General features: G+C 73.7%; 27 protein-coding genes. 10 read left to right on the top strand and 17 right to left on the bottom strand.

Going from position 1 to position 24,328, the window contains the following annotated elements; genetic code table 11:
• Positions 1-475: 475 nt before the first annotated feature.
• On the bottom strand, positions 476-685 hold the full coding sequence (locus ACIBCA_RS06455) for a DUF397 domain-containing protein (protein ID WP_396281680.1): 210 nt from the start codon (positions 683-685) through the stop codon (positions 476-478).
• Positions 686-710: 25 nt separating this feature from the next.
• The gene (locus tag ACIBCA_RS06450) at positions 711-1,565 is read right to left on the bottom strand and encodes a helix-turn-helix domain-containing protein (protein ID WP_396281679.1); all 855 of its coding nucleotides are present in this window, start codon (positions 1,563-1,565) and stop codon (positions 711-713) included.
• Between the two features lie 232 nt (positions 1,566-1,797).
• Here ACIBCA_RS06450 and ACIBCA_RS06445 point away from each other — a divergent pair, with 232 nt between their 5' ends.
• Both ACIBCA_RS06445 and ACIBCA_RS06440 read left to right on the top strand, forming a co-directional pair.
• Positions 1,798-2,199, top strand: a complete 402-nt coding sequence (locus tag ACIBCA_RS06445; RefSeq protein ID WP_396281678.1) for an ATP-binding protein — start codon at positions 1,798-1,800, stop codon at positions 2,197-2,199.
• A gap of 29 nt (positions 2,200-2,228) precedes the next feature.
• The gene (locus tag ACIBCA_RS06440; protein WP_396281677.1) at positions 2,229-2,468 is read left to right on the top strand and encodes a hypothetical protein; all 240 of its coding nucleotides are present in this window, start codon (positions 2,229-2,231) and stop codon (positions 2,466-2,468) included.
• 76 nt (positions 2,469-2,544) lie between these two features.
• Here the strand turns inward: ACIBCA_RS06440 and ACIBCA_RS06435 are convergent, their stop codons facing one another.
• Both ACIBCA_RS06435 and ACIBCA_RS06430 read right to left on the bottom strand, forming a co-directional pair.
• The gene (locus ACIBCA_RS06435; protein WP_396281676.1) at positions 2,545-3,336 is read right to left on the bottom strand and encodes a hypothetical protein; all 792 of its coding nucleotides are present in this window, start codon (positions 3,334-3,336) and stop codon (positions 2,545-2,547) included.
• Positions 3,333-3,890 carry an ester cyclase gene (locus ACIBCA_RS06430; protein WP_396281675.1) on the bottom strand — a complete coding sequence of 186 codons (558 nt, stop codon included), beginning with the start codon at positions 3,888-3,890 and terminating at the stop codon, positions 3,333-3,335. Before ACIBCA_RS06430 ends, ACIBCA_RS06435 begins: the two co-directional genes overlap by 4 nt.
• Before the next feature lie 119 nt (positions 3,891-4,009).
• Here ACIBCA_RS06430 and ACIBCA_RS06425 point away from each other — a divergent pair, with 119 nt between their 5' ends.
• On the top strand, positions 4,010-4,627 hold the full coding sequence (locus ACIBCA_RS06425) for a TetR/AcrR family transcriptional regulator (protein ID WP_396281674.1): 618 nt from the start codon (positions 4,010-4,012) through the stop codon (positions 4,625-4,627).
• 44 nt (positions 4,628-4,671) lie between these two features.
• Here the strand turns inward: ACIBCA_RS06425 and ACIBCA_RS06420 are convergent, their stop codons facing one another.
• Positions 4,672-5,862 carry an enoyl-[acyl-carrier-protein] reductase FabV gene (locus ACIBCA_RS06420; protein ID WP_396281673.1) on the bottom strand — a complete coding sequence of 397 codons (1,191 nt, stop codon included), beginning with the start codon at positions 5,860-5,862 and terminating at the stop codon, positions 4,672-4,674.
• 130 nt (positions 5,863-5,992) lie between these two features.
• Positions 5,993-6,931: a LysR family transcriptional regulator gene (locus ACIBCA_RS06415; RefSeq protein WP_396281672.1), complete on the bottom strand. Its 939-nt coding sequence runs from the start codon at positions 6,929-6,931 to the stop codon at positions 5,993-5,995.
• 128 nt (positions 6,932-7,059) lie between these two features.
• On the opposite strand from ACIBCA_RS06415, the gene ACIBCA_RS06410 reads away from it, so the two are divergent.
• Positions 7,060-8,298 carry an MFS transporter gene (locus ACIBCA_RS06410; protein WP_396281671.1) on the top strand — a complete coding sequence of 413 codons (1,239 nt, stop codon included), beginning with the start codon at positions 7,060-7,062 and terminating at the stop codon, positions 8,296-8,298.
• Between the two features lie 18 nt (positions 8,299-8,316).
• Positions 8,317-8,901 carry a cysteine hydrolase family protein gene (locus ACIBCA_RS06405; protein WP_396281670.1) on the top strand — a complete coding sequence of 195 codons (585 nt, stop codon included), beginning with the start codon at positions 8,317-8,319 and terminating at the stop codon, positions 8,899-8,901.
• A 55-nt stretch (positions 8,902-8,956) separates the two neighbouring features.
• Here the strand turns inward: ACIBCA_RS06405 and ACIBCA_RS06400 are convergent, their stop codons facing one another.
• Positions 8,957-9,874, bottom strand: coding sequence for an oxidoreductase (locus ACIBCA_RS06400; protein WP_396281669.1), 918 nt, complete (start codon positions 9,872-9,874; stop codon positions 8,957-8,959).
• An 82-nt stretch (positions 9,875-9,956) separates the two neighbouring features.
• On the opposite strand from ACIBCA_RS06400, the gene ACIBCA_RS06395 reads away from it, so the two are divergent.
• Both ACIBCA_RS06395 and ACIBCA_RS06390 read left to right on the top strand, forming a co-directional pair.
• On the top strand, positions 9,957-10,547 hold the full coding sequence (locus tag ACIBCA_RS06395; RefSeq protein ID WP_396281668.1) for a TetR family transcriptional regulator: 591 nt from the start codon (positions 9,957-9,959) through the stop codon (positions 10,545-10,547).
• A 55-nt stretch (positions 10,548-10,602) separates the two neighbouring features.
• The gene (locus ACIBCA_RS06390; protein ID WP_396281667.1) at positions 10,603-11,703 is read left to right on the top strand and encodes a threonine aldolase family protein; all 1,101 of its coding nucleotides are present in this window, start codon (positions 10,603-10,605) and stop codon (positions 11,701-11,703) included.
• 21 nt (positions 11,704-11,724) lie between these two features.
• On the opposite strand, the gene ACIBCA_RS06385 is transcribed toward ACIBCA_RS06390, so the two are convergent.
• Positions 11,725-12,738, bottom strand: coding sequence for an endonuclease/exonuclease/phosphatase family protein (locus ACIBCA_RS06385; RefSeq protein ID WP_396281666.1), 1,014 nt, complete (start codon positions 12,736-12,738; stop codon positions 11,725-11,727).
• 5 nt (positions 12,739-12,743) lie between these two features.
• Entirely contained in the window at positions 12,744-13,358 is a 615-nt protein-coding gene (locus tag ACIBCA_RS06380) for a M15 family metallopeptidase (RefSeq protein ID WP_396281665.1), read from the bottom strand.
• A 172-nt stretch (positions 13,359-13,530) separates the two neighbouring features.
• Between ACIBCA_RS06380 and ACIBCA_RS06375 the strand changes: the two genes are divergently transcribed.
• Entirely contained in the window at positions 13,531-14,259 is a 729-nt protein-coding gene (locus tag ACIBCA_RS06375) for a response regulator transcription factor (RefSeq protein WP_396281664.1), read from the top strand.
• The gene (locus tag ACIBCA_RS06370) at positions 14,256-15,374 is read left to right on the top strand and encodes a sensor histidine kinase (RefSeq protein WP_396281663.1); all 1,119 of its coding nucleotides are present in this window, start codon (positions 14,256-14,258) and stop codon (positions 15,372-15,374) included. Before ACIBCA_RS06375 ends, ACIBCA_RS06370 begins: the two co-directional genes overlap by 4 nt.
• A 78-nt stretch (positions 15,375-15,452) precedes the next feature.
• Here the strand turns inward: ACIBCA_RS06370 and def are convergent, their stop codons facing one another.
• From def to ACIBCA_RS06330, 8 genes are all read right to left on the bottom strand, one after another.
• A complete protein-coding gene (def, locus tag ACIBCA_RS06365; protein WP_396281814.1) occupies positions 15,453-16,019 on the bottom strand; it encodes a peptide deformylase in 567 nt (188 codons plus the stop codon).
• Positions 16,020-16,152: 133 nt separating this feature from the next.
• Positions 16,153-17,139: a tetratricopeptide repeat protein gene (locus ACIBCA_RS06360; RefSeq protein WP_396281662.1), complete on the bottom strand. Its 987-nt coding sequence runs from the start codon at positions 17,137-17,139 to the stop codon at positions 16,153-16,155.
• 282 nt (positions 17,140-17,421) lie between these two features.
• Entirely contained in the window at positions 17,422-18,681 is a 1,260-nt protein-coding gene (locus ACIBCA_RS06355) for an HD-GYP domain-containing protein (RefSeq protein ID WP_396281661.1), read from the bottom strand.
• A 71-nt stretch (positions 18,682-18,752) separates the two neighbouring features.
• The gene (locus tag ACIBCA_RS06350; RefSeq protein ID WP_396281660.1) at positions 18,753-20,189 is read right to left on the bottom strand and encodes an HD-GYP domain-containing protein; all 1,437 of its coding nucleotides are present in this window, start codon (positions 20,187-20,189) and stop codon (positions 18,753-18,755) included.
• Between the two features lie 337 nt (positions 20,190-20,526).
• On the bottom strand, positions 20,527-20,931 hold the full coding sequence (gene rsrA, locus ACIBCA_RS06345) for a mycothiol system anti-sigma-R factor (RefSeq protein WP_396281659.1): 405 nt from the start codon (positions 20,929-20,931) through the stop codon (positions 20,527-20,529).
• On the bottom strand, positions 20,928-21,671 hold the full coding sequence (locus ACIBCA_RS06340) for a sigma-70 family RNA polymerase sigma factor (protein WP_396281813.1): 744 nt from the start codon (positions 21,669-21,671) through the stop codon (positions 20,928-20,930). Before ACIBCA_RS06340 ends, rsrA begins: the two co-directional genes overlap by 4 nt.
• 305 nt (positions 21,672-21,976) lie before the next feature.
• Positions 21,977-22,612, bottom strand: coding sequence for an alpha/beta family hydrolase (locus tag ACIBCA_RS06335; protein WP_396281658.1), 636 nt, complete (start codon positions 22,610-22,612; stop codon positions 21,977-21,979).
• A gap of 20 nt (positions 22,613-22,632) precedes the next feature.
• Entirely contained in the window at positions 22,633-23,385 is a 753-nt protein-coding gene (locus ACIBCA_RS06330) for an SOS response-associated peptidase (protein ID WP_396281657.1), read from the bottom strand.
• Between the two features lie 151 nt (positions 23,386-23,536).
• Between ACIBCA_RS06330 and ACIBCA_RS06325 the strand changes: the two genes are divergently transcribed.
• Entirely contained in the window at positions 23,537-24,271 is a 735-nt protein-coding gene (locus tag ACIBCA_RS06325) for a M50 family metallopeptidase (RefSeq protein ID WP_396281656.1), read from the top strand.
• Positions 24,272-24,328 lie beyond the last annotated feature (57 nt).

The following is a 24,328-nucleotide window of genomic DNA, read 5'->3' as shown; positions in this document are numbered from 1 at the left end:
GACTACGACCCGTGGCCGTCCGTCGTCGCGCGCATTCATGGACCAGGCATCCCGCCCGTGACCACGGTGCCTGATCGACAGCACGGCAGCATCAACTTCGGTGGAAGGCCCGTCCCCACCACCCGGAACCGAAGCCGCGCCCGGACAGCGGTAGTCGGCGACAGAACGTACGAACTGCGCCCCACCAGCCTCCGCCGAGCAGAGGTACGACGCAACGGCACGGTCATCGCTCGGGCCAGCAGCCCCCTGCGCGCTTACGCGCCTGGCGCCACCATCCCCGGCCGCCACGCGAGGTTGACGTGGTCACAGGGCATAGACCCCACCGATGTGGCGATAGCGCAAGCCCTGGTGATCACCTTCGGCGCCGGCGCCCCCGGCGCAGTGCTGAGGGCCCTGTTCTTCTGGTACGACAACTTCATGTAGAAGCAACGGATGCCCCGCACAGCCAAGGCTCGTGCGGGGCATCTCGGTTGTCTCAGCCGGTCGGAAAATCCCCGCCCTTGAGGCCCGCTAGGAACGAGCCCCACGCATCCACCGGAAAGGCGAGAACCGGCCCTGCCTGGTCCTTCGAGTCGCGGACGGCCACGCCACCCGGCGCCACCTGCCGAATCTCCACACACTCATTCGCCTGGGCGCTGTAGCTGCTCTTGTACCAACCCCGAGCGGCGATCTCCGACACGGTCATGCGCTCACCCTCTTGTTCAGTCTCGTCACGTCTCCGCCGCGATGGCCGCGATCATATCCAGCGACTCCTTGGGGTTCAGAGCCGCCGATCGCAAGTACTCGAAGACCAGTCCATAGCCATCCAGTTCGCCCTGCTCCTCCAGGTAGTGGCTACTTGTCAAAGTCTCCAGAAACACTGCCCCGGGAGTGGGTGAGTCGGAGAAGCCATACATCACGAACGCCCCACAGGCCCCAGCCGTAGCGCCAACACCCAGCGGCACCACTTGCAGTGTGACGTTCGGCAGTTGCGCCATCTCCGTCAGGTGCACGAGCTGCTCTCTGTGAACTGTTGCCCCTCCCACCGGACACCGGAGCGCGGGCTCCCAGAGGATCGCCCAGAACCTGGCCGGGTCCGGCTTCGCGAGAACCTCCTTCCGCTCCATCCGAATCTTTACCAACTGATCGATGCGCTCCGGCCTCACAGCAGCCGGATTGGCTTCAAGCAACGCCCGCGCATAGCTCTCCGTCTGCAGCAAGCCCGGCACAACCATGGTCTGCCACATGCGGATGTACCGAGCGTCATCTTCAAGCCCAAGGACATCGACATACGCCGAGGGGATCGTGTCCCCGTAGTCATGCCACCACCCCCGCTTCTTGCTCTCGCGGGACAACTCCTCAAGCCCAGTTCGTTCGTTCGCTGCCACGCCGTACAGATCCAGCAAGATCCCGAGATCCAAACGACGAACGCCCGAGGCGCCGGTCTCTATGCGGCTGATCTTGGCCCGAGAACAGGCGAGCACCTTCGCGGCATCTTCCGTGCTCTTGCCCGCAGCTTCGCGGAGGCGACGAAGCTCCGAGCCGAGTCTGCGCGCACGGACAGTCGGCCTCAGTTCATCAGCCATGCATAGATCCTCTCCATGACCCGCCCCAGTCTGCCTTGTGACGATGCGTCAATCCAGCGAACCACATCTGCATCGTTGCAGTTTGTTTTGCTTGCAGATTGCATCGCTACAGGTGCATGCTACTCAACGTAGTCCTCCATGCGACACATCGTGATCATGGTGGGCTTTCACCGGGCATCCCCATGCCTTCTTCAGCCGCTCTCACCCAGACCAACGCAGAGGTGGCCCCGCCATGCCTGAACACACCTGCTGGCTCCCCCGGCACCGCAAGTCCCCCCGCGCCGCCCGCCAGGAACTCCGTTCCTTCCTCCTCCCCCTCCCCTCCGGCGAACTCCTCCTCCCCAACGCCGAGTTGCTCGTCAGCGAGCTGGTCACCAACTCCGTCCAGCACGCCCGCGCCCCGCGCGACCGGCTGATCTTCGTCCGTTTCCACTTCTCCCGCGACCGCATCCTCCGGATCGAAGTCCACGACGCCGACAACGAGAAGCCCACCCCCCGCGACGCCTCCGACTCCGACGAGACCGGCCGTGGCCTCCTCCTCGTCCGCGAACTCTCCACCCAGTGGGGCTGCTGCCCGCGCACGGGCGGCATCGGCAAGTTCATCTGGTGCCACCTCCAGGCCGCCGCCGCGTGACCCCCGTCCGGGCCGAAATCACCGGACTCATGCCACCCACGCTCTTCCCCGACCTCGAGCGCGCGCTGCCCATTCTCTGGGAGCAGGTCCGCAGCCTCCCCATCCGCGAGGCCCACCGGGACTTCATCCGCCTGTGCATCGGCCCCGCCGGCGGCGACGGCGTCGCCAGCTGCCTCACGCGCCACGGCAGTTGGAGCACCACCCTCTACCTCGGCAGCATGACCACCTGGACCACCCACCGCATCACCATCACCGCCCACCACCCCTGAAGTCCCCCCTCCCCGCCCGGCGCCCACGCCGGGCGGGGAGGGGGACGCTGCACGAGAAGTCGGCGGGGCCGACTTCTCAGGAGCGGCCGAACCAGCGGCGTTTGGGGCGGGGGTCGGCCGGCGGGGTGTCGTACTCGCGGGAGATGACCTTGATCCGGCCCGTCTGCGCGTCGTGGTGCACGGTGTCGAGGCCCCTCCGGTCCAGGTCGGCGATGGTGTCGGCGTGGGTGGTGGTGTTCAGGGCGAGCATGCCGACCTTGGGGTGGGTGGGGCCCAGCTCCACCTCCTCTCCCAGCAGCACCTGCATCAGGCGGTCGGCGGAGGCCGAGGGCAGTTCCTCGTCCACCGCGATGTGCAGCAGCAGGTGCTGCTCGCCGCTCTCCTGCCACCGGACCTGCGCGACCCACGCCGAGCGGACGGCGGGAAACCCGCCGATCCGGCGGGAGAGCGCGTCGCGCAGGGCGATGGCCACCGGGTCCGTGGACCAGTCGAGCCGCATCTCCGCCCCGGACCCGTAAGTCGCCCACTCCCGCAGCGTCTGCTCGGGGAAGATCGCCTGCCCGTCGCCGGAGCGGACCCCCAGCCGGGCGACGCCGGTCTTCGCCAGGATGTCCCTCAGCCGCGCCCCGTCGCAGTGCGCCATCCCGGCGGCCTGCGGGAGCAGTTGGACGCCGAGGGTCGCGGCGGTGAAGGCGAGCAGGGTGGGCGGCTGGTCGGGGTCCGGGAGGAAGATCACCGATCCGCCCTCGGTGACGGGAACGTAGACCCCGCCCTCGAACAGCGCGCCCAGCACCTCCTCCGGCGCGGGTTCCCGCTCCTCGCGATGGTCGAGGAGTTCGGCGAGACGTGTGTTCTGATGCTCGATCACGCGTGCAGCGTAGTGCCCGCCGCCTGCTCGGCGGCCTCGGAGATACGGGCGGCGGCTTCCGCCGCGCGGCCGTCGCTCTGCCAGTCCTCGATGAGCTGCAGGGCGGCGGGGTTGGGCGGGAAGATGCCGAACTGGCCGAGGAGGGTGAGGTCGTCGCGGACGGCCTCGTGGCGCACGACCTTCCCGTCCCGCAGGTGCAGCACGTGCACCTGGTCGGTGTCGATCTCCACGCCCGTGGGCGGGATCGCCTGGTCGAGTTCGCCCTCCCGGTAGCGCACGAACGGGCCGGTGTGCCGGCCGACCATGCGCAGCCGTATCCACACCTGGTCGCCCTGGTGCACCACGGCCGTGACGGGGAAGCCCAGGTCGCCGAAGGCCGCGCGCAGCCATGCGCCGGAGGCGAGGGCTCCGGCGGGGCCGGGGAGGGAGCAGGCGGCGGGGGAGACCACGGCTTCGCGGTTGACGAAGTCCGGGTGGACGACCTCCGCGGCCAGGGCCGGGTCGCCGGTGGCCAGGACGTCGAAGAGGCCGCGGGCCAGGTCCTCAGGTGTCATTCCCATCATTCGGGTCCTCTCTCACAGGAGGGCGGGGCGTGTTCCCCGCCCTGACCGATATTCAGGTTACTCATCACCTATTGAATAGGTCCAGCACTTTTCGAAGCTAGGCTGATCCCATGCCGACCAAACGCAGGTACGTCTCCCCCTTGCGGGAGCAGGCCGCCGCCCAGACCCGCGCCCAGATCCTCGGGTCGGCGACCCGGCTGTTCGCCGAGCGCGGCTACGGCCGGGTCACCGTCGCCGACATCGCCGCCGACGCGGGCGTCTCCGCCAAGGCCGTGTTCGCCAGCGCCGGGAGCAAGGGCGACATCCTCAACGAGATCGTCGACACCGCCGTACGGTCCTCCGGCGAGGAGCGGGCGATGGGCGAGGTGCTCGCCGCGCGGAGCCCGGAGGCCGCCCTCACCGCGCTGGCCCGGGGCACCCGGGCCGGGAACGAGAGCATGTTCACCGTGCACGAGGCGATCCACAAGGCGCTGCCCTCCCACGAGGACGGCGAGGCCCTCTGGGAGCGCGCCACCGCCTCCTACCGCACCGCCCTCGACGCCACCGCCCAGCACCTGCGCGCCCTGGGACACGACGACGGTCAGCCGGAGGAAACCTCAGACCTCCTCTGGTACTGGTTCGGCCCGGGCAGCTGGCGCACCCTGATCGTCGAGAACGGCTGGACCTGGGACCGCGCCGAGGCGTTCCTGCTGCGCACCTCCCTCGCCACCCTCTGCCCGGACACGTAGAAGCCCCGACCCGCACAAGGCGAGTCGGGGCCGTCAGAACGCGGCTACCGCGAAGGCCAGGCCACCGCCGTCTCGACCCCGGCCTCGTAGTCGACGCCGGGCACGTCCCAGCCGTACAGCTCCCGGAACTGCTGGTAGAACCAGGCCGCCCCGGCCGGCTCCGCCGCCAGCGCCGCCGCCGGGTCCGCCCACAGCGCGCGCACGCGCTCCTGCACGGTGTCGTCCAGCTCCCAGCCGTCGAGGCGGATGCGCCCCTGCCCGTCCAGGTTCAGCTCCCGCGCGCCCGTCAGCTGCTCCCACAGGTCCACGGCCTGGTCGGCGGTGGTGCGCCAGCCCTCCTCGCCGAGGACGTTGCGCAGCAGCGAGGTGTAGAGGGCGATGGACGGGATCGCCGTCGACGCCTGGGTGACAGCCGCGCCGGCCACCACGGTGTACGCCCGGCCGCGCTCGCCCAGCTCCGTCTGAAGCCGGTGCGCGGTGGCCTCCAGGTGCTCCTTGGCCGCGCCGATGGTGCCCTGGCGGTAGACGGGGGCGGTGATCTCGGAGCCCACGTAGGAGAGCGCGGCGGTGGTGAAGCCGTCGGCGAGGAGGTCGGCCTCGGCGAGGGCCTTCACCCACAGCTGCCAGTCCTCGCCGCCCATGACCTTGACGGTCGCGGCGCGCTCGGCCTCGTCGGCGGGGGTGAGGTCGACGCTGCCGATCTGCGGCGCGCCGTCCTCGAAGAGCAGGGACGCCGAGGTGTAGGCGCCGCCGATCGGCTTGATGACGGAGTGGTGGACCTCGCCGGTGGCCGGGTCGGTGCGCCGCGGGGAGGCGAGCGAGTAGATCAGGTAGTCGACCTTGCCGTAGCGGTCGGCGACGAGCTTGAGGACGTCCGTACGGGTGGCGTCCGCGTAGGCGTCGGCGTTGACGAACGTGAAGTCGCCGCCCGCCCGCTCGATCAGCTCGGCGCCGGCGGCCGTGCGGTACCAGCCGGCGGTGGCGGTGCGGCGCTCGCTGGCGGGGGTCTCGTAGGCGACGCCGACGCCCCGGATGCCGTGGCGGCGCAGGCCCGCCAGGAGGATGGACAGGCCGTAGCCCGCGCTGGAGCCGAGCACCAGGGCGACCGGGCGCCGGTCACCGGAGGCGGGCTCGAGGCGCTCCCAGAGCCGCTCGACGGTGGCCGCGCTGCCGGCGGGGTGGGAGTTGACGATCAGGTAGCCCCGCTGCTTGGGGTTGATCTGCTGCGTGCTCACGCGCTGCTTGCCCTCTTCTCCAGGTGTCCTTTGTTCGGATCGTAACCACCTCGCCGCCCGCGGCCCCTGCCGCGGCACCGCCGAGGATGCGCCCCCCGCTTTGTCGGGACCGCCCTTGCGGCCGGTCACCTCAGTCGACTACGGGCGTCCACGGCGGCACCCACGTCCCCGCAGCTCCGGGCGCCGGAGCCGCGGTGGCGAGGTGCTCGCGCAGGGTGGCCAGGGCGGGGTGCGGGTTGTCGCGGTGCCACAGCAGCGAGTGCGGGTAGACGGGCACCGGGTCGACCACAGGGATGAGGCGCAGCCCGTGCCCGGCGGGCCAGACGATCCGGGCGTACGCGCCCATGAGGGTGGCCAGGGCCGGGGTGTCGGCGACGGTGTCCAGCAGCGCGTCGGCGCCGAAGTTGGGGCCGGTGGCCTCGATGGTGAGGCCGAACGCGGCGACGAGGTCCTCGTAGTACGCGGCCCACTCGGTGCCGGGGGTGACGCCGGGCATCCAGATCCGGTGCCCGACGAGGTCGGCGACGGTCACCGACTTCTCCCCCGCCAGCGCGTGCCCCGGGCCGGTCATCAGCTGGAGCGGCTCGTCGAGCACCCGCGCGCAGGCGAGGTCCTCCGGCAGGGGCCGGCCGGGCGCGCCGACGGCGCGGAAGGTGGCGTCGATCGAGCCGGTGCGCAGGGCCTCGATGGCCCGGTCGATGTCGAACAGCATCAGCACGTCGAGGTCGACCTCGGGGTGCGCGCCGTGGAAGCCGCGCATCAGGCCGGCCGTCGCACCGCGCGAGCTCAGCACGTCCACGCGCAGCGGCCGCCGGCCGACCCGCACGGACGCGGCGGCCCGCTCGGCCACGCGCAGCAGCTCGCGCGCGTGCGGCAGGAACGCCTGCCCGTCGATGGTCGGTTCGGCGCCGCGCGGCGTGCGGGCGAACAGCCGGACGCCGAGGGCGCGCTCCAGCGTGGCGATGCGCTTGGAGACGGCCTGCTGGGTGAGCGACAGGTCGACGGCGGCCTTCTGGAACTGGCCCGCCTCGGCGACGGCGGCGAAGGTCCGCACTGCTTCGAGATCCACGAGGAGCCACCCTACTGAACAACCAGTGGTTGTGGAGAAGACGCTTGCCGGTTGTTTGACCGGCCTGGCCACCGCTCGGTTAGCTCTCCCCGGTCAACTTCCGTTTGTTCGAGTCAGGGGGGAACGCGATGGCCAGGAAGCGGCTCGGCCGGCCGTTCGGCCGGCTGTGGGCGGCGTACGCGGTGAGCGCGTACGGGTCGGGGCTGGGGTTCGGGGCGTTCCCCCTGATCGCCGTCCTGGCGCTGCACGCGAGCCCCGCCGAGGTGTCCGCCCTCTCGGCGGTGGGGCCGGCCGTGGGGGCGCTGATCGCGGTGCCGCTCGCGCCGTGGGTGGAGTACCGGCGCAAGCGGCCGGTGATGATCGCGATGGACCTCGTCCGCTTCGCGGCGCTGGCGACGATCCCGCTCGCGTACGCCTTCGGCCGGCTCGGCCTCGCCCAGCTGCTGGTGGTCTCGGCCGTGGTCGCCGCCGCGAAGATCGCGTTCAACGCGGCGAGCGGCGCCTTCCTCAAGGCCCTCGTCCCGCCGGAGGACCTGCTCACGGCCAACTCCCGCTTCGAGTCCACGAACTGGAGCTCCATCGCGATCGGCCCGCCGCTCGGCGGTGCGGCCGTCGGACTGTTCGGGCCCGTGGTCACCGTGGTCGCGGACGGGCTCAGCTACCTGCTCTCCGCCCTCGGCATCGCGTCGATCGGCGGCCGGGAGGAGGCCGCGCCCCGCAAACCCGAACCCCGCACCCGCACCGGCACCGGCACCGGCACCGGAGTGCTGGACGGCTGGCGTCACCTGTTCGGCCACCCCGGCCTGCGCGCGCTCCACCTCAACAACCTGCTCGTCTCCGGCCTCATCATGGCCACCGAACCGCTGCTCGCCGTCCTCCTCCTGCGCCAACTCCACTTCCCCGCCTGGCAGTACGCCCTCGCCTTCGCCGCCCCCTGCTTCGGCGGGCTGATCGGCTCCCGGCTGGCCGGCCGGGTCGTGGCCCGCTACGGGCAGGCCCGCGTCCTGCGGACGGTCGGCACCCTGCGCGCCGTCTGGCTGATCGGACTGGTGTTCGTCGGCCCCGGCCTCCTCGGACTGCTCACCGTGATCGCCGTCGAGCTGGCGATCATCGTCCACATGAGCCTGTTCATGCCGGTGCTCGCCACCTACCGGCTCCAACAGACCCCCGCGCACCTCGTCGCCCGCACCCTCACCGCCTGGTCCATCGGCCAGCAGGCCGCCATCGCCGCCTGCACCGCGCTCGGCGGACTGCTCGCCGAGGCCGCCGGCCCGCGCACCGCCCTCGCGGCCGCCGGACTGCTCATCCTCCTCACCCCGCTGCTGCTCCCCCGCCCCGCGCAGAACCCGGCACCCGCCCACGCCTGATCCAGGAGAGCCACCCGCATGAGCACCCTCGTCCCCGCCCACACCGCCCTGCTCGTCCTGGACGTCCAGCCCGCCGTCCTCGCCGCACTGTCCTCCGCCGACGCCGACACCCTGCTCGACCGGGCCGAGGAGGCCGTCACCGAGGTCCGAGCCACCGGCGGGCTCGTCGCCTACGTACGCCTCGGCTTCACCGAGGCCGACTGGGCGGCGATCCCGGCCGCCGACCGCGCCTTCGCCCCGATCGGCCGCCACCGCGCCCTGCACCACGAGGACCCGTCCACCGCCGTCCACCCCCGGCTGGCACCGCGCGACGGCGACCTCCTCCTCCGCAAGATCCGCACCGGCGCCCTCTCCACCACCGACCTCGACCGCCGGCTACGCGAACGCGGCGTCACCACCCTGATCGTCTGCGGCCTGAGCACCGGCGGCGCCGTCCTCGCCACCGTCCTCGACGCGGCCGACCGCGACTACCGCCTGTACGTCCTGGCGGACGCCGTCGCCGACCCGGACCCCGAGGCCCACGACCTCCTGCTCCGCCGGATCCTGCCCGCAAGGGCCGAGATCATCGCCACCGCCGACCTCGGCACCCTGCTGAGGACATAGAGCCGGGGCGTCGCCCCGCCCGAGAGGCGGGGCGACGCCCTCGGAACCGCAGCCCCTACCCCACCGGCAGCCCGTACCGCACCTCCGTCAGCCGCTCGGACACCTCCCACAGCCGCCGCCCGACCTCCTCCTCCGCCGCCCTCGGCGCGAGCTTCACCACCGCCGGAGCGCCCCGCAGCTCCCCCGGCCCGCCCGGCCCGATGAACTCCCCGCCCCGCGCCTCCGGCGCCGTCGCCGCGAACAGCTGCGGCAGCGCACCCCGCTCGGCCCCCTGGGCCAGCGGGATCAGCAGCCGCCCGAAGAGGAACTTCAGCAGTCCCCCCGTCGCACTCGTCTGAATGTTGGTCGCCGCATACCCCGGGTGCGCCAGCAGGCTCCGCACCGGGCTGCCGGCAGCGACCAGCCGCCGGTGCAGCTGCACGCCGAACACCGCGTTCGCCAGCTTCGACTGGTTGTAGTGCCCCATCGGCGAGTACCGCCGCTCCCCGCCGAGGTCCTCGAAGTCCAGCCGCCCCTGCCGGTGGTTGATCGAGCTGACGGTGACCACCCGGGGATCCTCCCCCGCCGCCAGCAGGTCGAGCAGCAGCCCGGTGAGGGCGAAGTGCCCGAGGTGGTTGGCCGCGAACTGCAGTTCGTGCCCCTGGGGGCTGAGCGTGCGCGGCGGCGCGAACACCCCGGCGTTGTTGACCAGGACGTCCACCCTGCCGTGCTCCGCCCGCACCCCCTCCGCGAAGGCCCGCACCGACGCCAGATCGGCGAGGTCGACCCGCCGCACCTCCGTGGAGCCGCCCACCCGCTCGGCGGCGGCCCGCCCCTTGGCCTCGTCCCGTACGGCGAGGATCACGTGTCCGCCGCTGCGGACGATCGCCCGCGTGGTCTCCAGCCCGAGGCCGCTGTTGGCGCCGGTGACCACGAACACCCGCCCCGCCTGGTCGGGAATGCGGTCAACACTCCAGGACTGATGCTTCGTCATGCGACACACACTGCCGCTCATGTCACCAAGTGTCAAGCATGACTCCAAGCGCCAGAGGCGACGCCACGTGTAGCATGCCAAGGTGACCACCACCCCCACCCTGGCCGAACGCAAGCGACAGCTCGTCGCCGGCGAACTCGCGCAAGCCGCCCTGGAGTTGCTCGCCCGGAAAGGCTTCGACGCGGTCACCGTCGACGAGATCGCGGCCGCCGCCGGCGTCTCCAAGCGGACGTTCTTCCGCTACTTCGCCTCCAAAGAGGACGTGATCGTCCGCCTCCTGGCCGAGATGGGCGCCGACATGCGCACCGAACTCGCCGCCCGCCCGCCCGAGGAGCCCCCGTCCGTCGCGCTGCGCCACGCCGTCTCGGTCTCCGTCACCGCCTGCACCGGCCACGCCGACCAGGCCCTCCAGGTGGTGCGGCTGATCCTCGGCACCCCGGCCCTGCACGCCCGCTTCCTGGAACGCCAGGCCCAGTGGCGCGAGGAACTCGCCGCCGAACTGGCCGCCCGCACCGGACAGCCCGCCGGCAGCCTCCACCCCCGCCTCGCCGCCGGCACGGCCCTGGCCGCCTTCGACGTGATCCTCCAGCAGTGGAGCACCGGCACCGAGGACCCGGCCGAGCTCACCGCCCGCGCCTTCGCCGCCATCGCCCCCGCCCTGGACGCCCGCTGAGGGCCGCAGCCGAAAAGCAGTTGGCGCACCGCCCCGGCGAAAAGACAATCACCGGGTGACCGACGACCTCCAGCACCGCCGACGCGCCGCCCGCCACGCCTGCGAGCGCCTGCTCTCCGGCCCCCGCCCCCTGACCATCCGCGACCGCCTGGCGAAGCTCGCCGCCCTCGACGGCCTCGACACCGACCCCGACCACTACGGCGGCGACGGCCCGGTCCGACAGCTGGAGGAGCGCACGGCCGCCCTGCTCGGCACCGAGGACGCCGTCTTCTTCCCCACCGGCACCATGGCCCAGCAGGTCGCCCTGCGCTACGGCGCCGAGACGACCGGCCGCCGCGCCGTCGCCCTGCACCCGGCCAGCCATCTGGAGCGGCACGAACGCCACGCCTACACCCAGCTCACGGGCCTGCGCGGCCTCTGGCCCACCACCGAGGAACGCCAGCCCACCGCCGCCGAACTCGCCGAACTGGGCGAGCCGTTCGGCACCCTGACCGTCGAACTCCCGCTGCGCGACCTTGGCTACCTCCTGCCCACCTGGGAGGAGCTGTCCGAGCTCACGGCGGCCGCCCGTGCCACCGGCGCCCGGGTGCACTTCGACGGCGCCCGCCTGTGGAACACCACCACCCACTTCGGCCGGCCCCTCCACGAGATCGCGGCCCTCGCCGACAGCGTCTACGTCTCCTTCTACAAGGACCTCGGGGGCATCAGCGGAGCCGCCCTCGCCGGAGACGCCGCGCTCACCGCCTACGCCCGCACCTGGCGCCACCGCTACGGCGGCGCGCTCTACCAGCAGTGGCCCGCCGCCCTGGCCGCGCTCGACGGCCTGGACACCATCCTGCCGAAGCTGCCCGGGTACGCCCGCCACAGCGCCGAGCTCGCCCCGGCCCTGGCCGCCCTGCCCGGCGCCCGCCTCCACCCGGCGGTCCCGCCCACCCACGAGTTCCAGCTCTGGCTCCCGCACCCGGCCGAGGCCCTCAACGCCGCCCACCTGCACCTCGCCGAGCAGGAGCGCACCTGGTTCATATCGCACTGGCAGGACTCCGCCCCGGGCCTGGCCATGGCCGAGGTCAGCCTCACCGCACCGGCCCTGGAGTGGACGGCGCAGGACGTGACCGAGGCCGGCCTGCGCTTCCTCGACCTGGCGGCCACGCTCTAGGCGTGTCTTTCGGCTCACGCCCTAACCAGCCCGCAGCCGAGCCGCCACCGGCAGATGGTCACTGCCGGTGGCCGGCAGCGTCCAGGAGCCCGCAGCGGGCAGCCCCCTGCTCAGGATGTGGTCGATCCGCGCCAGCGGGAAGGCCGCCGGCCAGCTGAAGCCGAACCCCGAAACCGCCGGGGTGAGGCGGTCGGTGAGCGGCGCCAGGGCCCGGTCGGAGGCGGCGGTGTTGAGGTCCCCGAGCAGCAGCACCCGCCCCAGCCGCTCCTCGTCCAGCGCCGCCGCCAGCGCCCCGATGTTGCGGTCCCGGTGCCCGGCCGCGAAGCCGGAGGCCGTCAGCCGCACCGAGGCCAGGTGGGCGACGTACACGGCCACCGGCCCGCCCGGGGCCCGGACCTCGGCCCGCAGCGAGCGGCTCCACCCGGGGTCGATGGTCAGCCGCCGCGACTCGGTGATCGGGTGGCGGCTCCACAGCGCGACCGTCCCGATCCGCACATGGTGCACCAACTCCCGGTCCAGCACGCCCTCGTAGGCCCCCAGCGCGGCGTCCGTCACCTCCTCCAGCGCCACCAGGTCCGGACGGGCCGCCAGCAGCGCCCGGGCCGTCCCCGCCGGATCGCGGTTGTCGGCGCTCACGTTGTGCGTCACCACCACCAGGCCGCCCGACCCGCCCGACCCGCCCGTCCCACCCGAACCGCCCGCGCCACCGCCCGCCAGCAGCACCGGCCCGAACATCCCCGCCCACACCGCCACCAGCACCCCCGCCGCGCAGCCCGCCGCCGGTGCCCGCCGCACGGCCGCCCACACCAGCGCCGCCACCGCCACCAGCGCGCTCCACGGCAGCGCGCTCTCCCACAGGCTCCCCAGCCGCAGCCCCAGGTCCGGCACCCACCGGTGCCCCGCCAGCGCCCCCGCCGTCGCGAGCGCGCACCCACCCGCCACCCACCCACGCCGCCACAGCGGCACCACCCGCCGCCGCGCGGACCGCCGCGCCCGCCGCCGCGAGAGCCGTACCGTCCCGACCGCCGAAGCCATCCGCCTCACCCCGCCGCGTCCGGCAGCGGCGCCGGGCACGTCCCGCCCGCCGTCGTCAGCAGCTCGAAGTGCCAGATCTCGTTGGCGTACACCTGGCACAGCCCGTACCGGGCGCCGTGCTGGATCATCCAGTAGTCGGCGGCGGTCGCCCCCACGTCCACCGCCTTGCCCGACACGTGCGCCGACTTCTCCGGGGTGTTCACGAACCGCCGCGCCTGCTCCAGGCTCCCGTACTTCGCCACCGCCTTGTCCAGCAGCCGCTGCTGGTACGCCTTGCTGCGCCAGCCGGAGGTGACGGACATCTCGACGCCCTGCGCCTTCGCGTCCCCGGCCGCCTTGCGCAGCGCCGCGAGCAGCGCCGGGTCGAGGTTGCGCACGGCCGCCGCCCCGGTGTCGAACGGGCTGAGGTTCACCCCCTCGGGCACCTGCCCGTCCTCGGTCGACGAAGGCGAGGGCGACACCCCGACCGCGGCCCCGACCGTCGCCTCCACCGTACTCAGCGCCTTCCGCGCCGCCGGCGGATCGCTCGCACAGGCCGCGGCCAGCCCCAGCACCACCGTCGCCGCGACCCCCGCGGCCACCCGCCGCCGGCCCCCGGCCGCCCGTCCGGTCACACCCATTCCCGCCTCCCGAAGCACTCGTCCCGGCGCCGCGACGCGCTGTCGCGGCGGTGGTGACCATGGAAGGAGAGCGGGTGTTGTCAGGATGTCTGCGCCGGCGGATACGTTCCCGATATCCCGGCTCGTGTCCAATGGACGCGTACACACGCAGCTCGAACAGGGAGAACGGCACGTGCGGGTCCTGGTGGTGGAGGACGAGATCTACCTCGCCGAGGCGGTCCAGGCGGGCCTGCGGCTGGAGGCGATCGCCTGCGACATCGTCACCGACGGCGACGCGGCCCTGGAGCGCCTCGCCGTCCACTCCTACGACGTCATCGTCCTCGACCGCGACATCCCCGGTGTCCACGGCGACGACGTCTGCCGCGAGATCGTCCGCCGCCGGCTCGGCTGCCGGGTGCTGATGCTCACCGCCGCCGCCCGCCTCGGCGAGAAGGTCGCCGGCTTCGAACTCGGCGCCGACGACTACCTCACCAAGCCCTTCGACCTGCCCGAACTCGTCGTCCGGCTGCGCTCGTTGGCCCGCCGCCCCGCCGAATCCGCCCCGCCCGTCCTGGAGTACGCGGGCCTGCGGGTGGACCCGTTCCGCCGCGAGGTCTACCGCGACGGCCGCTACGTCGCCCTCTCCCGCAAGCAGTTCGCCGTCCTGGAGGTCCTGATCACCGCCCGCGGCGGCGTCATCAGCGCCGAACAGCTCCTCGAACGCGCCTGGGACGAGAACGCCGACCCCTTCACCAACGCCGTGCGCATCACCATCTCCACCCTGCGCAAACGCCTCGGCGACCCCTGGCTGATCCACACCGTCCCGGGCGTCGGCTACCGCCTCTCCTCCGAAACCCCGGCAACCCCCGCAGCCCCCGAAACCCCGGCAGCCCCCGCAGCCGACGGCGAGCCCACCCCGTGAGCGCCGCCCGCAAGCGCCCCCGCCGCCTCACCGCCCGGATGCGCCTGACCCTCAGCTACACCCTCTTCGCCGTCACCGCCGGCACCCTCTCCCTCGCCGTCGTCTACGTCGGCATGAAGTACGTCCCCAACTACCCCCTCACCTCCTCCAACCCCCGCTACCGCTCCGACGCCCCCTCCCGCCAGGAGATCCTCGACACCCTCCTCAACGCCTGCGGCTACGCCCTCGCCCTGCTCACCGCCGTCGGCATGATCGGCGGCTGGCTGATCGCCGGGCGGGTGCTGCGCCCCCTTCAGGACATCACCCGCGCCGCCCACGCCGCCGCCGACGGCGCGCTGGAGCACCGCATCGCCCTGACCGGTCCCAAGGACGAGTTCACCGACCTGTCCGACGCCTTCGACGAGATGCTCGAACGCCTCCAGCGCTCCTTCGAGGCCCAGCAGCGCTTCGCCGCCAACGCCTCCCACGAGCTGCGCACCCCGCTGGCCATCTCCCGCACCATGCTCCAGGTCGCCGCCGCCGACCCCGGCGGCCAGGACTGGCCCAAGCTCGTCGGCCGCCTCCAGGACACCAACCAGCGCGGCATCGAGATCAGCGAGGCCCTCCTCCAGCTCGCCGACCTCGGCCACGCCCCGCCCGAGACCGGCCCCGTCGACCTCGCCGACACCACCGGCCGCGCCCTCGCCGCCGTCCGGGACGAAGCCGCCGCCCTCGGCGTCACCGTCACCGCCGACCTGCGGCCCGCCCCCGCGACCGGCAACCCGGTGCTGCTGCGCCAGGCGGCCCTCAACCTGCTGCACAACGCGCTGCGCCACAACCTGCCCGCCGACGGCCGCGTCACCGTCGCCACCGGCCCCGACCCGGACGACCCGGCCCTCGTACGGCTGACGGTCGTCAACTCCGGTGCGCCGCTGGCCCCGGAGGCCGTCGCCACCTTCACCGAACCGTTCCTGCGCGGCCGGGGCCGCACCGCCGAGGCCGACCCGGCCCGCCGGGGCCACGGCCTAGGGCTGGCCATCGTCGCCGCCGTCACCGAGGCCCACCACGGTCGGCTGCACCTGGCCCCCGAACCGGCCGGCGGCCTGCGCGCGACGCTCGGCCTCCCCGCCCGCTGAAACGGCGGCCGAAACGGCGAGGGCCGGCACGGGGAATCCCGCACCGGCCCGAGGCCAGGCCCAACGGCCTGGAACGACCTACTCGTTGGGAACCGTCGCGTAGCGCGCCGTGCCCTCGGCCATCTGCCGCAGTGCGTCCTTGCGGTCCCGCTTGGAGAGCTTGTCGATGTACAGCGTCCCGTACAGGTGGTCCGTCTCGTGCTGCAGGCAGCGCGCGAAGAAGCCGGTGCCCTCGACGCGGATCGGCTTGCCGTCCTTGTCCACGCCGGTCACCGCCGCGAAGTCGGGGCGCGGCAGCTCCGCGTACGCGGTCGGCACGGACAGGCAGCCCTCGTTGCCGTCGTCGAGCACCCGGCGGCGGTCGGCCGGGTACTCCTCCAGCACCGGGTTGACGACGTGGCCGATGTGGCGCACGCCCTCGTCGTCCGGGCAGTCGTAGACGAAGACCTTGAGGTCGACGCCGATCTGGTTGGCGGCCAGGCCCACGCCCTCGGCCGCGTACATCGACTGGAACATGTCGTCGATCAGCGCGGCGAGCTCGCCGTCGAAGGCGTCGACGGTCTTCACCTCGCGGTGCAGGACGGGGTTGCCGACCACGGTGATCGGACGGGCGGTGCCCTTGGTGAGGTCGGGCAGCTCCCCCATCACCTTCGCGGGGGCCTCGGGCGCCGCCCCCTCCACGTCGTGCTCGTGGTCGTGCCCGTGCTGCTCGGCCTGCTCCGCCATGTCTTCCGCTTCCGTCGGTCTACGCGTACCTCACCAGGGTACTCAGGGCAGGTCAGCAGACCTCTTCGAGATCCCGGTACGCCCGGCTGTCCGGGGCCGAGGCGACCCAGCGGTCGAGCAGGGCGCGCACCAGGTGGGCGGGGGCGGCGAGCCCGCACTCGCGCTCGACCAGCCAGGACATCCCGGCGGCGCCGCCCTGGCTGAGGTGGCTCAGGTGCCCGGGGTGGGCGGCGTCCCCGTCGTCGTGCGGGTCGTGGTGGGCGGCGAGGCCGTCGTCGGCGGCCATCCGGCTCTCCGAGCAGGCCCGGCACAGCAGCCGCACCGAACTCGTCCAGTCCTCGGCCGCGTACCCGGCGTCGGCGACCAGGCGCTCCAGCGCGTCCCGGTCGGCGGCGGTGGACGCCTGCAGCAGCACCACGTAGGTGGGCACCGGCGAGGGCGCCCACAGCTCGATCTCGTCGAACACGGGGTAGGCGACGCCGTCTGTGACGCGCTCGCCGTGCGGGGCGCCGTCGTGCAGCACCACCTCGCCCCAGCGGCGGCCGGAGGAGGGCAGCGGGATGGACAGCACCTCGATGCGGGCCGGGTCCAGCCGGCGGCCCCAGACCACCTCGGACTCGCCGTCCGGGGACAGCCGCACCGGGGTGGTGCCCAGGTCCAGGCTGACGGGCCCGTCGATGCCGGGGCCCCCGGGCAGCTTCAGCCCGTACGCCTGCCAGGCGCGGCGGGCCAGCGGCCAGTCCTGCAGGGCGGTGGCGGTGATGCCGAGGTTCCACCAGTCGGGGGCGCCGTGCTCGCGGTCCAGCAGGGCGACGGCCCGCAGGCCCGCCGAGCGGGCCTGCTCCCAGTCGCGGCGGAACTTGTGCAGCAGGGCGAGGTTGAACCAGGAGTCGGAGAGCCAGGGCTCCAGGTCGGCCGCCATGACCAGCAGCGCGCCGGCGTCCTCGTAGCGGCCGTCGCCGATCAGCGTGAAGGCCCGGTCGGTCGTCTGCCGCCAGGTGGCGGACGGCCGGTGCCGTGCCCGGTGGAAGATCCTCACGTTCGTCCCTGCCGTCGTCGTCCGCTCAAGTCCCCGTGCCCACCGTGCCCGTGACGCCCGCCGAAGGTCTCGGACGGCGCCGGGGCCCGGAGCCCGGGCCGGTGTTCCACGCTACGACCGCATCCAACCACGCCCGCCCCCGCCCGCGCTCCCCACCGCCGAGGTTGGGGCCCGCACCGCCCGGCCCTCGCTCAGGCCCTGCCTTTCGGCCTACGCCCGTCCCCACCCAGCCTGCCCGCCCCGGCCCGCCGTCTCAACCCGTACGGGGATCAGCGGCGACGCTCAGCCCCGGGACTGCCCGCCCACCCGGGCCAGGGCGTCCACCACCCTGGCGTCGTAGACCCGCCCCCGGCCCAGCCGCAGCACCTCCAGCGCCTCCAGCCGCCCCACCGCCTCCCCCACGCCCCGGCCCCGGGCGGCGGTGAGCAGGTCGTCGTGGGCGTTGGCGACGCGGATGATCCGGGCGGCCAGCGGTACGGGCCGCTCGCCCCCGCCCGGCCCCACGCACGGATCGGCCAGCCGGGCGACCTGCTCGGCGACCTGCCGGGGCACCCCGGTGCGGCTGATCACCTCGCTGCCCAGGCGGGCGATGCGCTGCTGCTCGGCGCAGGGCAGCAGCGCGGTGGCGCCGTCGGGCACCGGCTCGACCAGCGACAGCTGCCCCACGTCGTGCATCAGCGCCGCGTACTCCAGCAGGGCCAGTTCCCGGGTCCCGAGGCCCAGCTCGCGCCCCAGCGCGCACGCCGTGTCGGCGACGCGGCGGGCGTGCCCGTGCGGGGTGTAGCCGGCCACCTCGGTGGCCCGGGCCAGCGAGGCGATGGTCTGCCCGGTGGTGGCCCGCACGGCGGCGGCCCGCCGGAAGGACACCTGGGCCAGCAGCAGCGGGGTGCAGAACAGCGGCAGCGCCCACAGGCCCACCTCCCCGGCCGCCAGGCTCACCAGCATCCCGGTGGCGACGATCGCCGAGCCGATCCCGAACAGCGAGCGCAGCTCGTCCTCCAGCGCCGCCGGGAAGCGCAGCCCGGTGGAGGAGCGGCGGATCAGCGCGGCCAGCGTCGCGTCGCACAGGGCGGCCAGCGCCGCGACGGCGGTCAGGAACGCCCCGTACGCGGGCCCCTCGGGCGAGAACCGGTCGACCAGGCCCCCGTTGTAGAGCGGCTGGAAGACGGCGGCGGCGAAGCCGACCCCGAGCAGCCGCCGGGCGGCGCTGTCCCGCCGCGCCGCGTCCGCCCAGGGGGGCCGCCGGTGCGGGGCGACCAGGCCCGGCAGCCAGGCGAGCAGCAGCCCGGCGCCGGTGACGGCCACGACCTGCAGCGTCCCGTGGGCGGTGGGCACCCCGCGCAGCGGGCCGAGCAGCGCGTACGCCAGGGCGCCGGCCGCGCCGATCGGCGCCTGCTCGCGGTCACCCGGAAGGGTGATCCGCACGCACTCGCCGAGTGCGATCAGCGCGGTGAACGCCAGCGCGACCCCCGGTTCGGCGACCCCGCGCACCGCGACGGCCGCCGCCGCGAGCACCAGCAGCCCCACCGCTCCCGCGTGCACGGCCCGCACCGTCCCGGCCCCGCGCCCCGCACCTCGCCCCGGCCCACGCCCCGCACCTCGCCCCGGCGCGCTCACGGCTGCCCGGCCATCGGCGCGGCCCCGCCCTGCGCGGGCACCCGGCCCGGCGCGGCCCGGGCGGGCTCGGGCACCCCGAGCGGGATGTCGGGCACGGCCCGGATGCAGTCCCCGGAGGGCGGCAGCACCGGCTGCCAGTCGTGCACGGCCAGCGCGTCGATGAGCGCCCGCACCATCACCGGGTCGAACTGGCCGCCCGAGCAGCGCTCCAGCTCCGCGACGGCCTCGGCGACGGGCCGCCCGCGCCGGTAGGAGCGGGTGGAGGTCATCGAGTCGAAGGCGTCGGCGACGGAGATGATCCGGGCGAACTCGGGGATCTGCTCCCCGGCGAGCCCGCTGGGGTAGCCGCGCCCGTCCATCCGCTCGTGGTGGTGGAGGATCCCGGCGTGCGCCTCGCCGAGGAAGTCGATGCCGCGCACCAGCTCGTACCCGTACACCGGGTGGACCTCCACCGCCCGGCGCTCCTCCTCGCTGAGGGGACCGTTTCTGCGCAGCAGCTCGGTGGCCACCCCCAGCTTGCCGACGTCGTGCAGGACGCCCGCGAAGCGCAGGGTGCGCAGCCGCCCGGGCTCCATGCCGAGCTGACCGGCGATCAGCACCGAGGCCCGGCCCACGCGTTCGCTGTGGCCGCGGGTGTACGCGTCCTTGATCTCCACGGCCTGCACCAGCGACTGCACGGTGGCCTGGTGGGCGTCCTGCTCGCGCTGCCCCTGGGCGAAGACCCACGCCGAGATGGACAGCGGCAGCAGCGCCAGCAGGGCGGCGAACGCCCCGTACGGGCCCTGCCACAGCACCGCGACCATCAGCCCGCCGGCCGCGTGCACCAGCACCGGCAGCCCGCACACCGAGCAGGCCCCGCGCAGCAGCACCCCGGGGCGCCGCCCCTCGGTGAGCATCAGCATCCCGCCCACCACGGCACCGTTGACCAGGCAGAACGCGGCCACGGCGGCGAAGCCCGGCAGCAGCGCGGCGGGGAAGCGGGAGCCGAGCAGCAGCTGCGGGCCGTGCAGCAGGTGCCAGGCGAGGGAGGAGGCGAAGGCGCACAGCGCCAGCTGTGAGCCGTTGAACAGCTGCCGGGCTCGCCACCGCGGCCCGACGGGGCCGCCGAGCAGCGCGGCGGGCACGGCGACCAGCGCGGCGGCGGCGGGCGCCAGCATCAGCACCCCGGCGAACAGCACCGGGAAGAAGGCGTTGACCCCGGATCGGACGCTCACCCGTTCGGCGGGCGCGGGGCGGCGCAGGACCCGGCGCACCAGGCGCAGGCAGGGGGTCGGCATGCCCTGGGCGAGCGACTCCCAGCAGCCGTGCAGGAAGGCCAGCAGCGCGACCTCGGGCCAGTCGACGGGCCCGCCGATCCAGCCCGGCACCCCGGGCAGGATCCCCGCGGGCAGCAGCGGAACCAGGCAGCACACGGCCGCCGCGGGGACGGCCACCAGGTAGCGCGCCGCCCCGGGCGGCAGGATCGCGCCTCCACTGTCGGTAGCGATATCGACCTCCCCGCCGTCCTGGCCCGCGCTGTCTCGACCCGCCGGGGGGACCGGCGGTGAGCGTCCGTCAGGAGGATAGGGCGCTCATCGGCCGTGGGGACGCATGATCGCGCAATGGCGCAGTTGGCGCACCGCCAACTCACTCGAACGAGTGAGGGCGCACATGAGCAGAACGGGAGCGGCCCCGGGAGCACATGCTCCCGGGGCCGCTGTGAGTCCCTGTTCGAACCATCCGTCGGGCGTGCCCGGCACGCCTCCCGGACGACAGGACCGGCTCCGCCGGTCAGTCACGCACCGTGACGGCGGAGGCGTCCTGCGGCTCCCCGGACGCCTTCGCGTCCTCGGAGGCCAGGACCGGAGCCGGACGCGCCGCCTCGACGTGCACCTCGACCGAGGTCGTCTCCACGACCACCACCGGCTCGCCCGAGCGCTGCCCGGCCCGGATCGAGTCGATCCTCGCCAGCACCTTCCCGCGCAGGTCCGACGGGGTGTCGTCGCACCCGCAGGAGCGCTTGATCAGCGCCTTGATCGCCTGCTCGAGCCCGTACTGCTTCAGGCACGGCGAGCACTCCTCGAAGTGCACGCGCAGCTTGGCGCAGTCGCCCTCGGCCATCTCGTTGTCGAGGAATTCATAGAGGTGGTCGAGGACCTCGCCACACTCGGTTTCGTGCGGATCGCCGCAGCTCATGAGCCCGAGCCCTTCGCTTCCTGCCCTGCCCCGCTGCCGGCCGGGACGAGCCCGCGCTCACGGGCGTAGTCCTCCAGCATGCCGCGCAGCTGACGACGGCCGCGGTGCAGCCGGGACATCACCGTACCGATGGGAGTACCCATGATGTCCGCGATCTCCTTGTACGCAAAACCTTCTACGTCCGCGAGGTAGACGGCGATCCTGAATTCCTCCGGGATCGCCTGCAGCGCGTCCTTCACATCGCTGTCGGGCAGGTGGTCCAGGGCCTGGGTCTCGGCCGAACGCAGACCGGTCGACATGTGCGACTCGGCGCGCGCCAGCTGCCAGTCCTCGATCTCCTCCGCCGCCGTGCGCTGGGGCTCACGCTGCTTCTTGCGGTACGAGTTGATGAACGTGTTGGTGAGGATGCGGTACAGCCAGGCCTTGAGGTTCGTGCCCTCGCGGAACTGGTGGAAGGACGCGTACGCCTTCGCGAACGCCTCCTGGAGGAGGTCCTCCGCATCGGCCGGGTTGCGCGTCATGCGCAGCGCCGCCGAGTACATCGGGTCGAGGTACCCCAGGGCGTCGCGCTCGAAGCGCTCCCGCCGGGCCTCCTCGGTCTCCGCCGCGGACACCCGGAAGGTGTCCTCGCCGATCGCCTCGGCCAGCTCCTCACCGGTCAGCGCCTCGCCCGCAGGCAGGGCGTCGTCCGGGCCGCGGCCCGACCCGGCCTCATGCTCGGTCCCGACGACCGGACCCACCTCCTCGGCATGACGGGCACGACCCACGGCGGGCCGCCCCGAGAGCGAGGATATCGGGCTCACGGGCTTCTCGCCCGCGTCGAGCCACTCCGACCAGGAGGGTGCGAACGCCGCGGCGGCCTCGCGCTCCTCAGGCCGTTCCGGGCACGCGATCGAACCCATCTGCCCTGCCTCTCACCGGTGACTCGTGCTGACACTCACGCTGACGAAGGCGACAACCACGCGGACCCCGCCCGCATTCCCGCCCACCGCCACCGCTCACCCGCACCGGCGACCACACCCTCGCACCCGCGGAACAGCCCTGCTCACACCAGCCGCAGCACGAAGTCCCCCACCGCCCGGCAGATCAGCTCCAGCACCTCCTCCTGCCCGGTCTCCGCCCGCTTGGGCACCTCGAACCCGTGGTTGCCGTACGGCAGCGCCACCAGCTCGTGCCCGGCGGGCAGTTCGGGGAACTCCCCCGGCCCGCCGAACGGGTCCGCCGGCCCCTGCACCACCAGCGTCGGCAGCCCCGACTCCAGCAGCTCCTGCGCCCGGCTCTTCTCCGGCTTCCCCGGCGGGTGCAGCGGGAACGCCAGCGCCACCACCCCCACCGCCCCGGTCGCCGTGCCCGTACGGCAGGCCACCCGGGCGCCCGCGCTGCGCCCGCCGACCACCAGCGCCGGGCCCTTCGCGGCCAGCCGCTCGGCCACCGGCCGCCAGCCCACGTCCAGCGTCCTCGGCGCGGGCGCCACCTTGCGCCCCGCCACCCGCCAGGGCTGCTCCACCAGCGCCACGGTGATCCCGCGCGGCGGCAGCGCGGCGGCCAGCGCCACCAGGTCCCGCGCCTCGATCCCGCCGCCCGCGCCGTGCCCCAGCGCCAGCACCGCCCGGGGCTTCGCCGCCCGGTGGTACGTGATCCTGGCCTCGCCCGCCTCGGTGTCCACGAGCTCGACGGTCATGACAGATCCCCTTCGGCGGTTCAGAACAGCGTGGTCTCGTACTCGACCTCGGTGTACGGCTCCATGAGCTCCGGGCCGTTGTTGCGGATGTTCCCCACCGCGGGCGCCACCGGCGTGGCCAGCAGCGCCCCCGGCGGCGGGGGTATCAGCAGCCTGCGCAGCTCGTCCGGGTCGTCCGCCGCCGGGTCCAGCCACTCGTCCCAGGTGGACGGGTCCAGGAACAGCGGCATCCGCTCGTGGATCGGCGCCAGCAGCTCCTCCGCCTCCGTGGTCACCACCGCGAAGGTCACCAGCCAGGCCCGCGGGTGGTCCGGCGGCACCGTCCGGTCCCGCCAGAACTCGTACAGCCCGGCCAGGGCCAGCGGCGCCCCGTCAGCCCGGGAGACGAAGTACGGCTTCTTGCGTGCCTTGCCCCGCTCGCCCGGCACCGTCTGCCACTCGTAGTAGCCGTCCACCGGCAGGATGCACCGCCGCGCGGCGAACGCCTGCCGGTAGGAGGGCTTCTCGTGCACGGTGTCCGCCCGGGCGTTGATCATCTTCACCGCCGTCTCGGCCGTGTTCGACCACTGCGGCACCAGCCCCCAGCGCAGCACCCGCAGCTGCCGCACCGCCCTCGGCTCGTTCCTCGCCATGCGCTCCAGGACCACGAAGGCGCTGTTCGTCGGCGCGACGTTCCAGTTCGGCTCCAGCGTCTCCTCGGGATCCCACTGCTCCACGCCGAACAGATCGACGATGTCCTCCGGCCTGCCGCCGGCTGCGAAGCGACCGCACATACGGGCCAGCCTCCCACGCCGCCGTCCTCATCCGGCCCGTTCTCATCCGGCCCGTTCTCATCCGGAACGTAGAACCACCGGCTGCCACCGCGCCGTCCCCGCATGGGAGGCTGCCCCGAACGGCCCAACGCAGCGGACGGAGCCAGGGACCATGAGCACGCACCAGAGCGGACACGACCTCGCCGACCTGTGGAGCCGCGTCACCGGCACCCAGGCCGCCCCGCCGGGCTGGCTGGTCCTCGCCACCGGTGCGGCCGCCCTGCTCGCCGTCCTCGCCCGCCCGCTCTGGCACCTGGCCCGCAACGCCGTCACCATCGCCCACGAGGGCGGCCACGGCCTCGCCGCCCTGCTCACCGGCCGCAAGCTCGCCGGCATCCGCCTGCACTCCGACACCTCGGGCCTGACCCTTTCCTACGGCCGCCCCACCGGCCCCGGCATGGTCCTCACCGCCCTCGCCGGCTACACCGCCCCCGCCCTGCTCGGCCTCGGCTGCGCCGCCCTGCTCGCCGCCGACCGCATCACCCTGCTGCTCTGGCTCGCCATCGCCCTGCTGCTCGCCCTGCTGGTGCGCATCCGCAACGCCTTCGGCCTGTTCACCGTGCTGATCGCCGGCGGCGCCTTCTTCCTGGTGTCCTGGTTCGGCACCGCCCAGGTCCAGGCCGGCTTCGCCTACCTCGGCTGCTGGTTCCTGCTCTTCGGCGCCGTACGGCCCGTCCTGGAGCTCCAGCACCAGCGCCGCATCGGCTGGGCCCGCGACTCCGACGCCGACCAGCTCGCCCGCCTCACCCACATCCCCGGCCTCGCCTGGATCACCGTCTTCCTGCTCACCGCCCTCGCCTGCCTCGCCCTCGGCGCCGCCTGGCTCCTGCAGCCCCTGCAACTCTGAACCGTCCCGGTCCCGCCATCCGGCCGCCGCCCGGTCAGGCCACCCACGGCCCCTAGA

The sequence above is a fragment of the Kitasatospora sp. NPDC051170 genome, from assembly GCF_044455705.1.
Taxonomy (GTDB): Bacteria; Actinomycetota; Actinomycetes; order Streptomycetales; family Streptomycetaceae; genus Kitasatospora.
The sequence above is the reverse complement of the archived record's forward strand: the minus strand, read 5'-3'. Positions and strand labels throughout refer to the sequence as shown.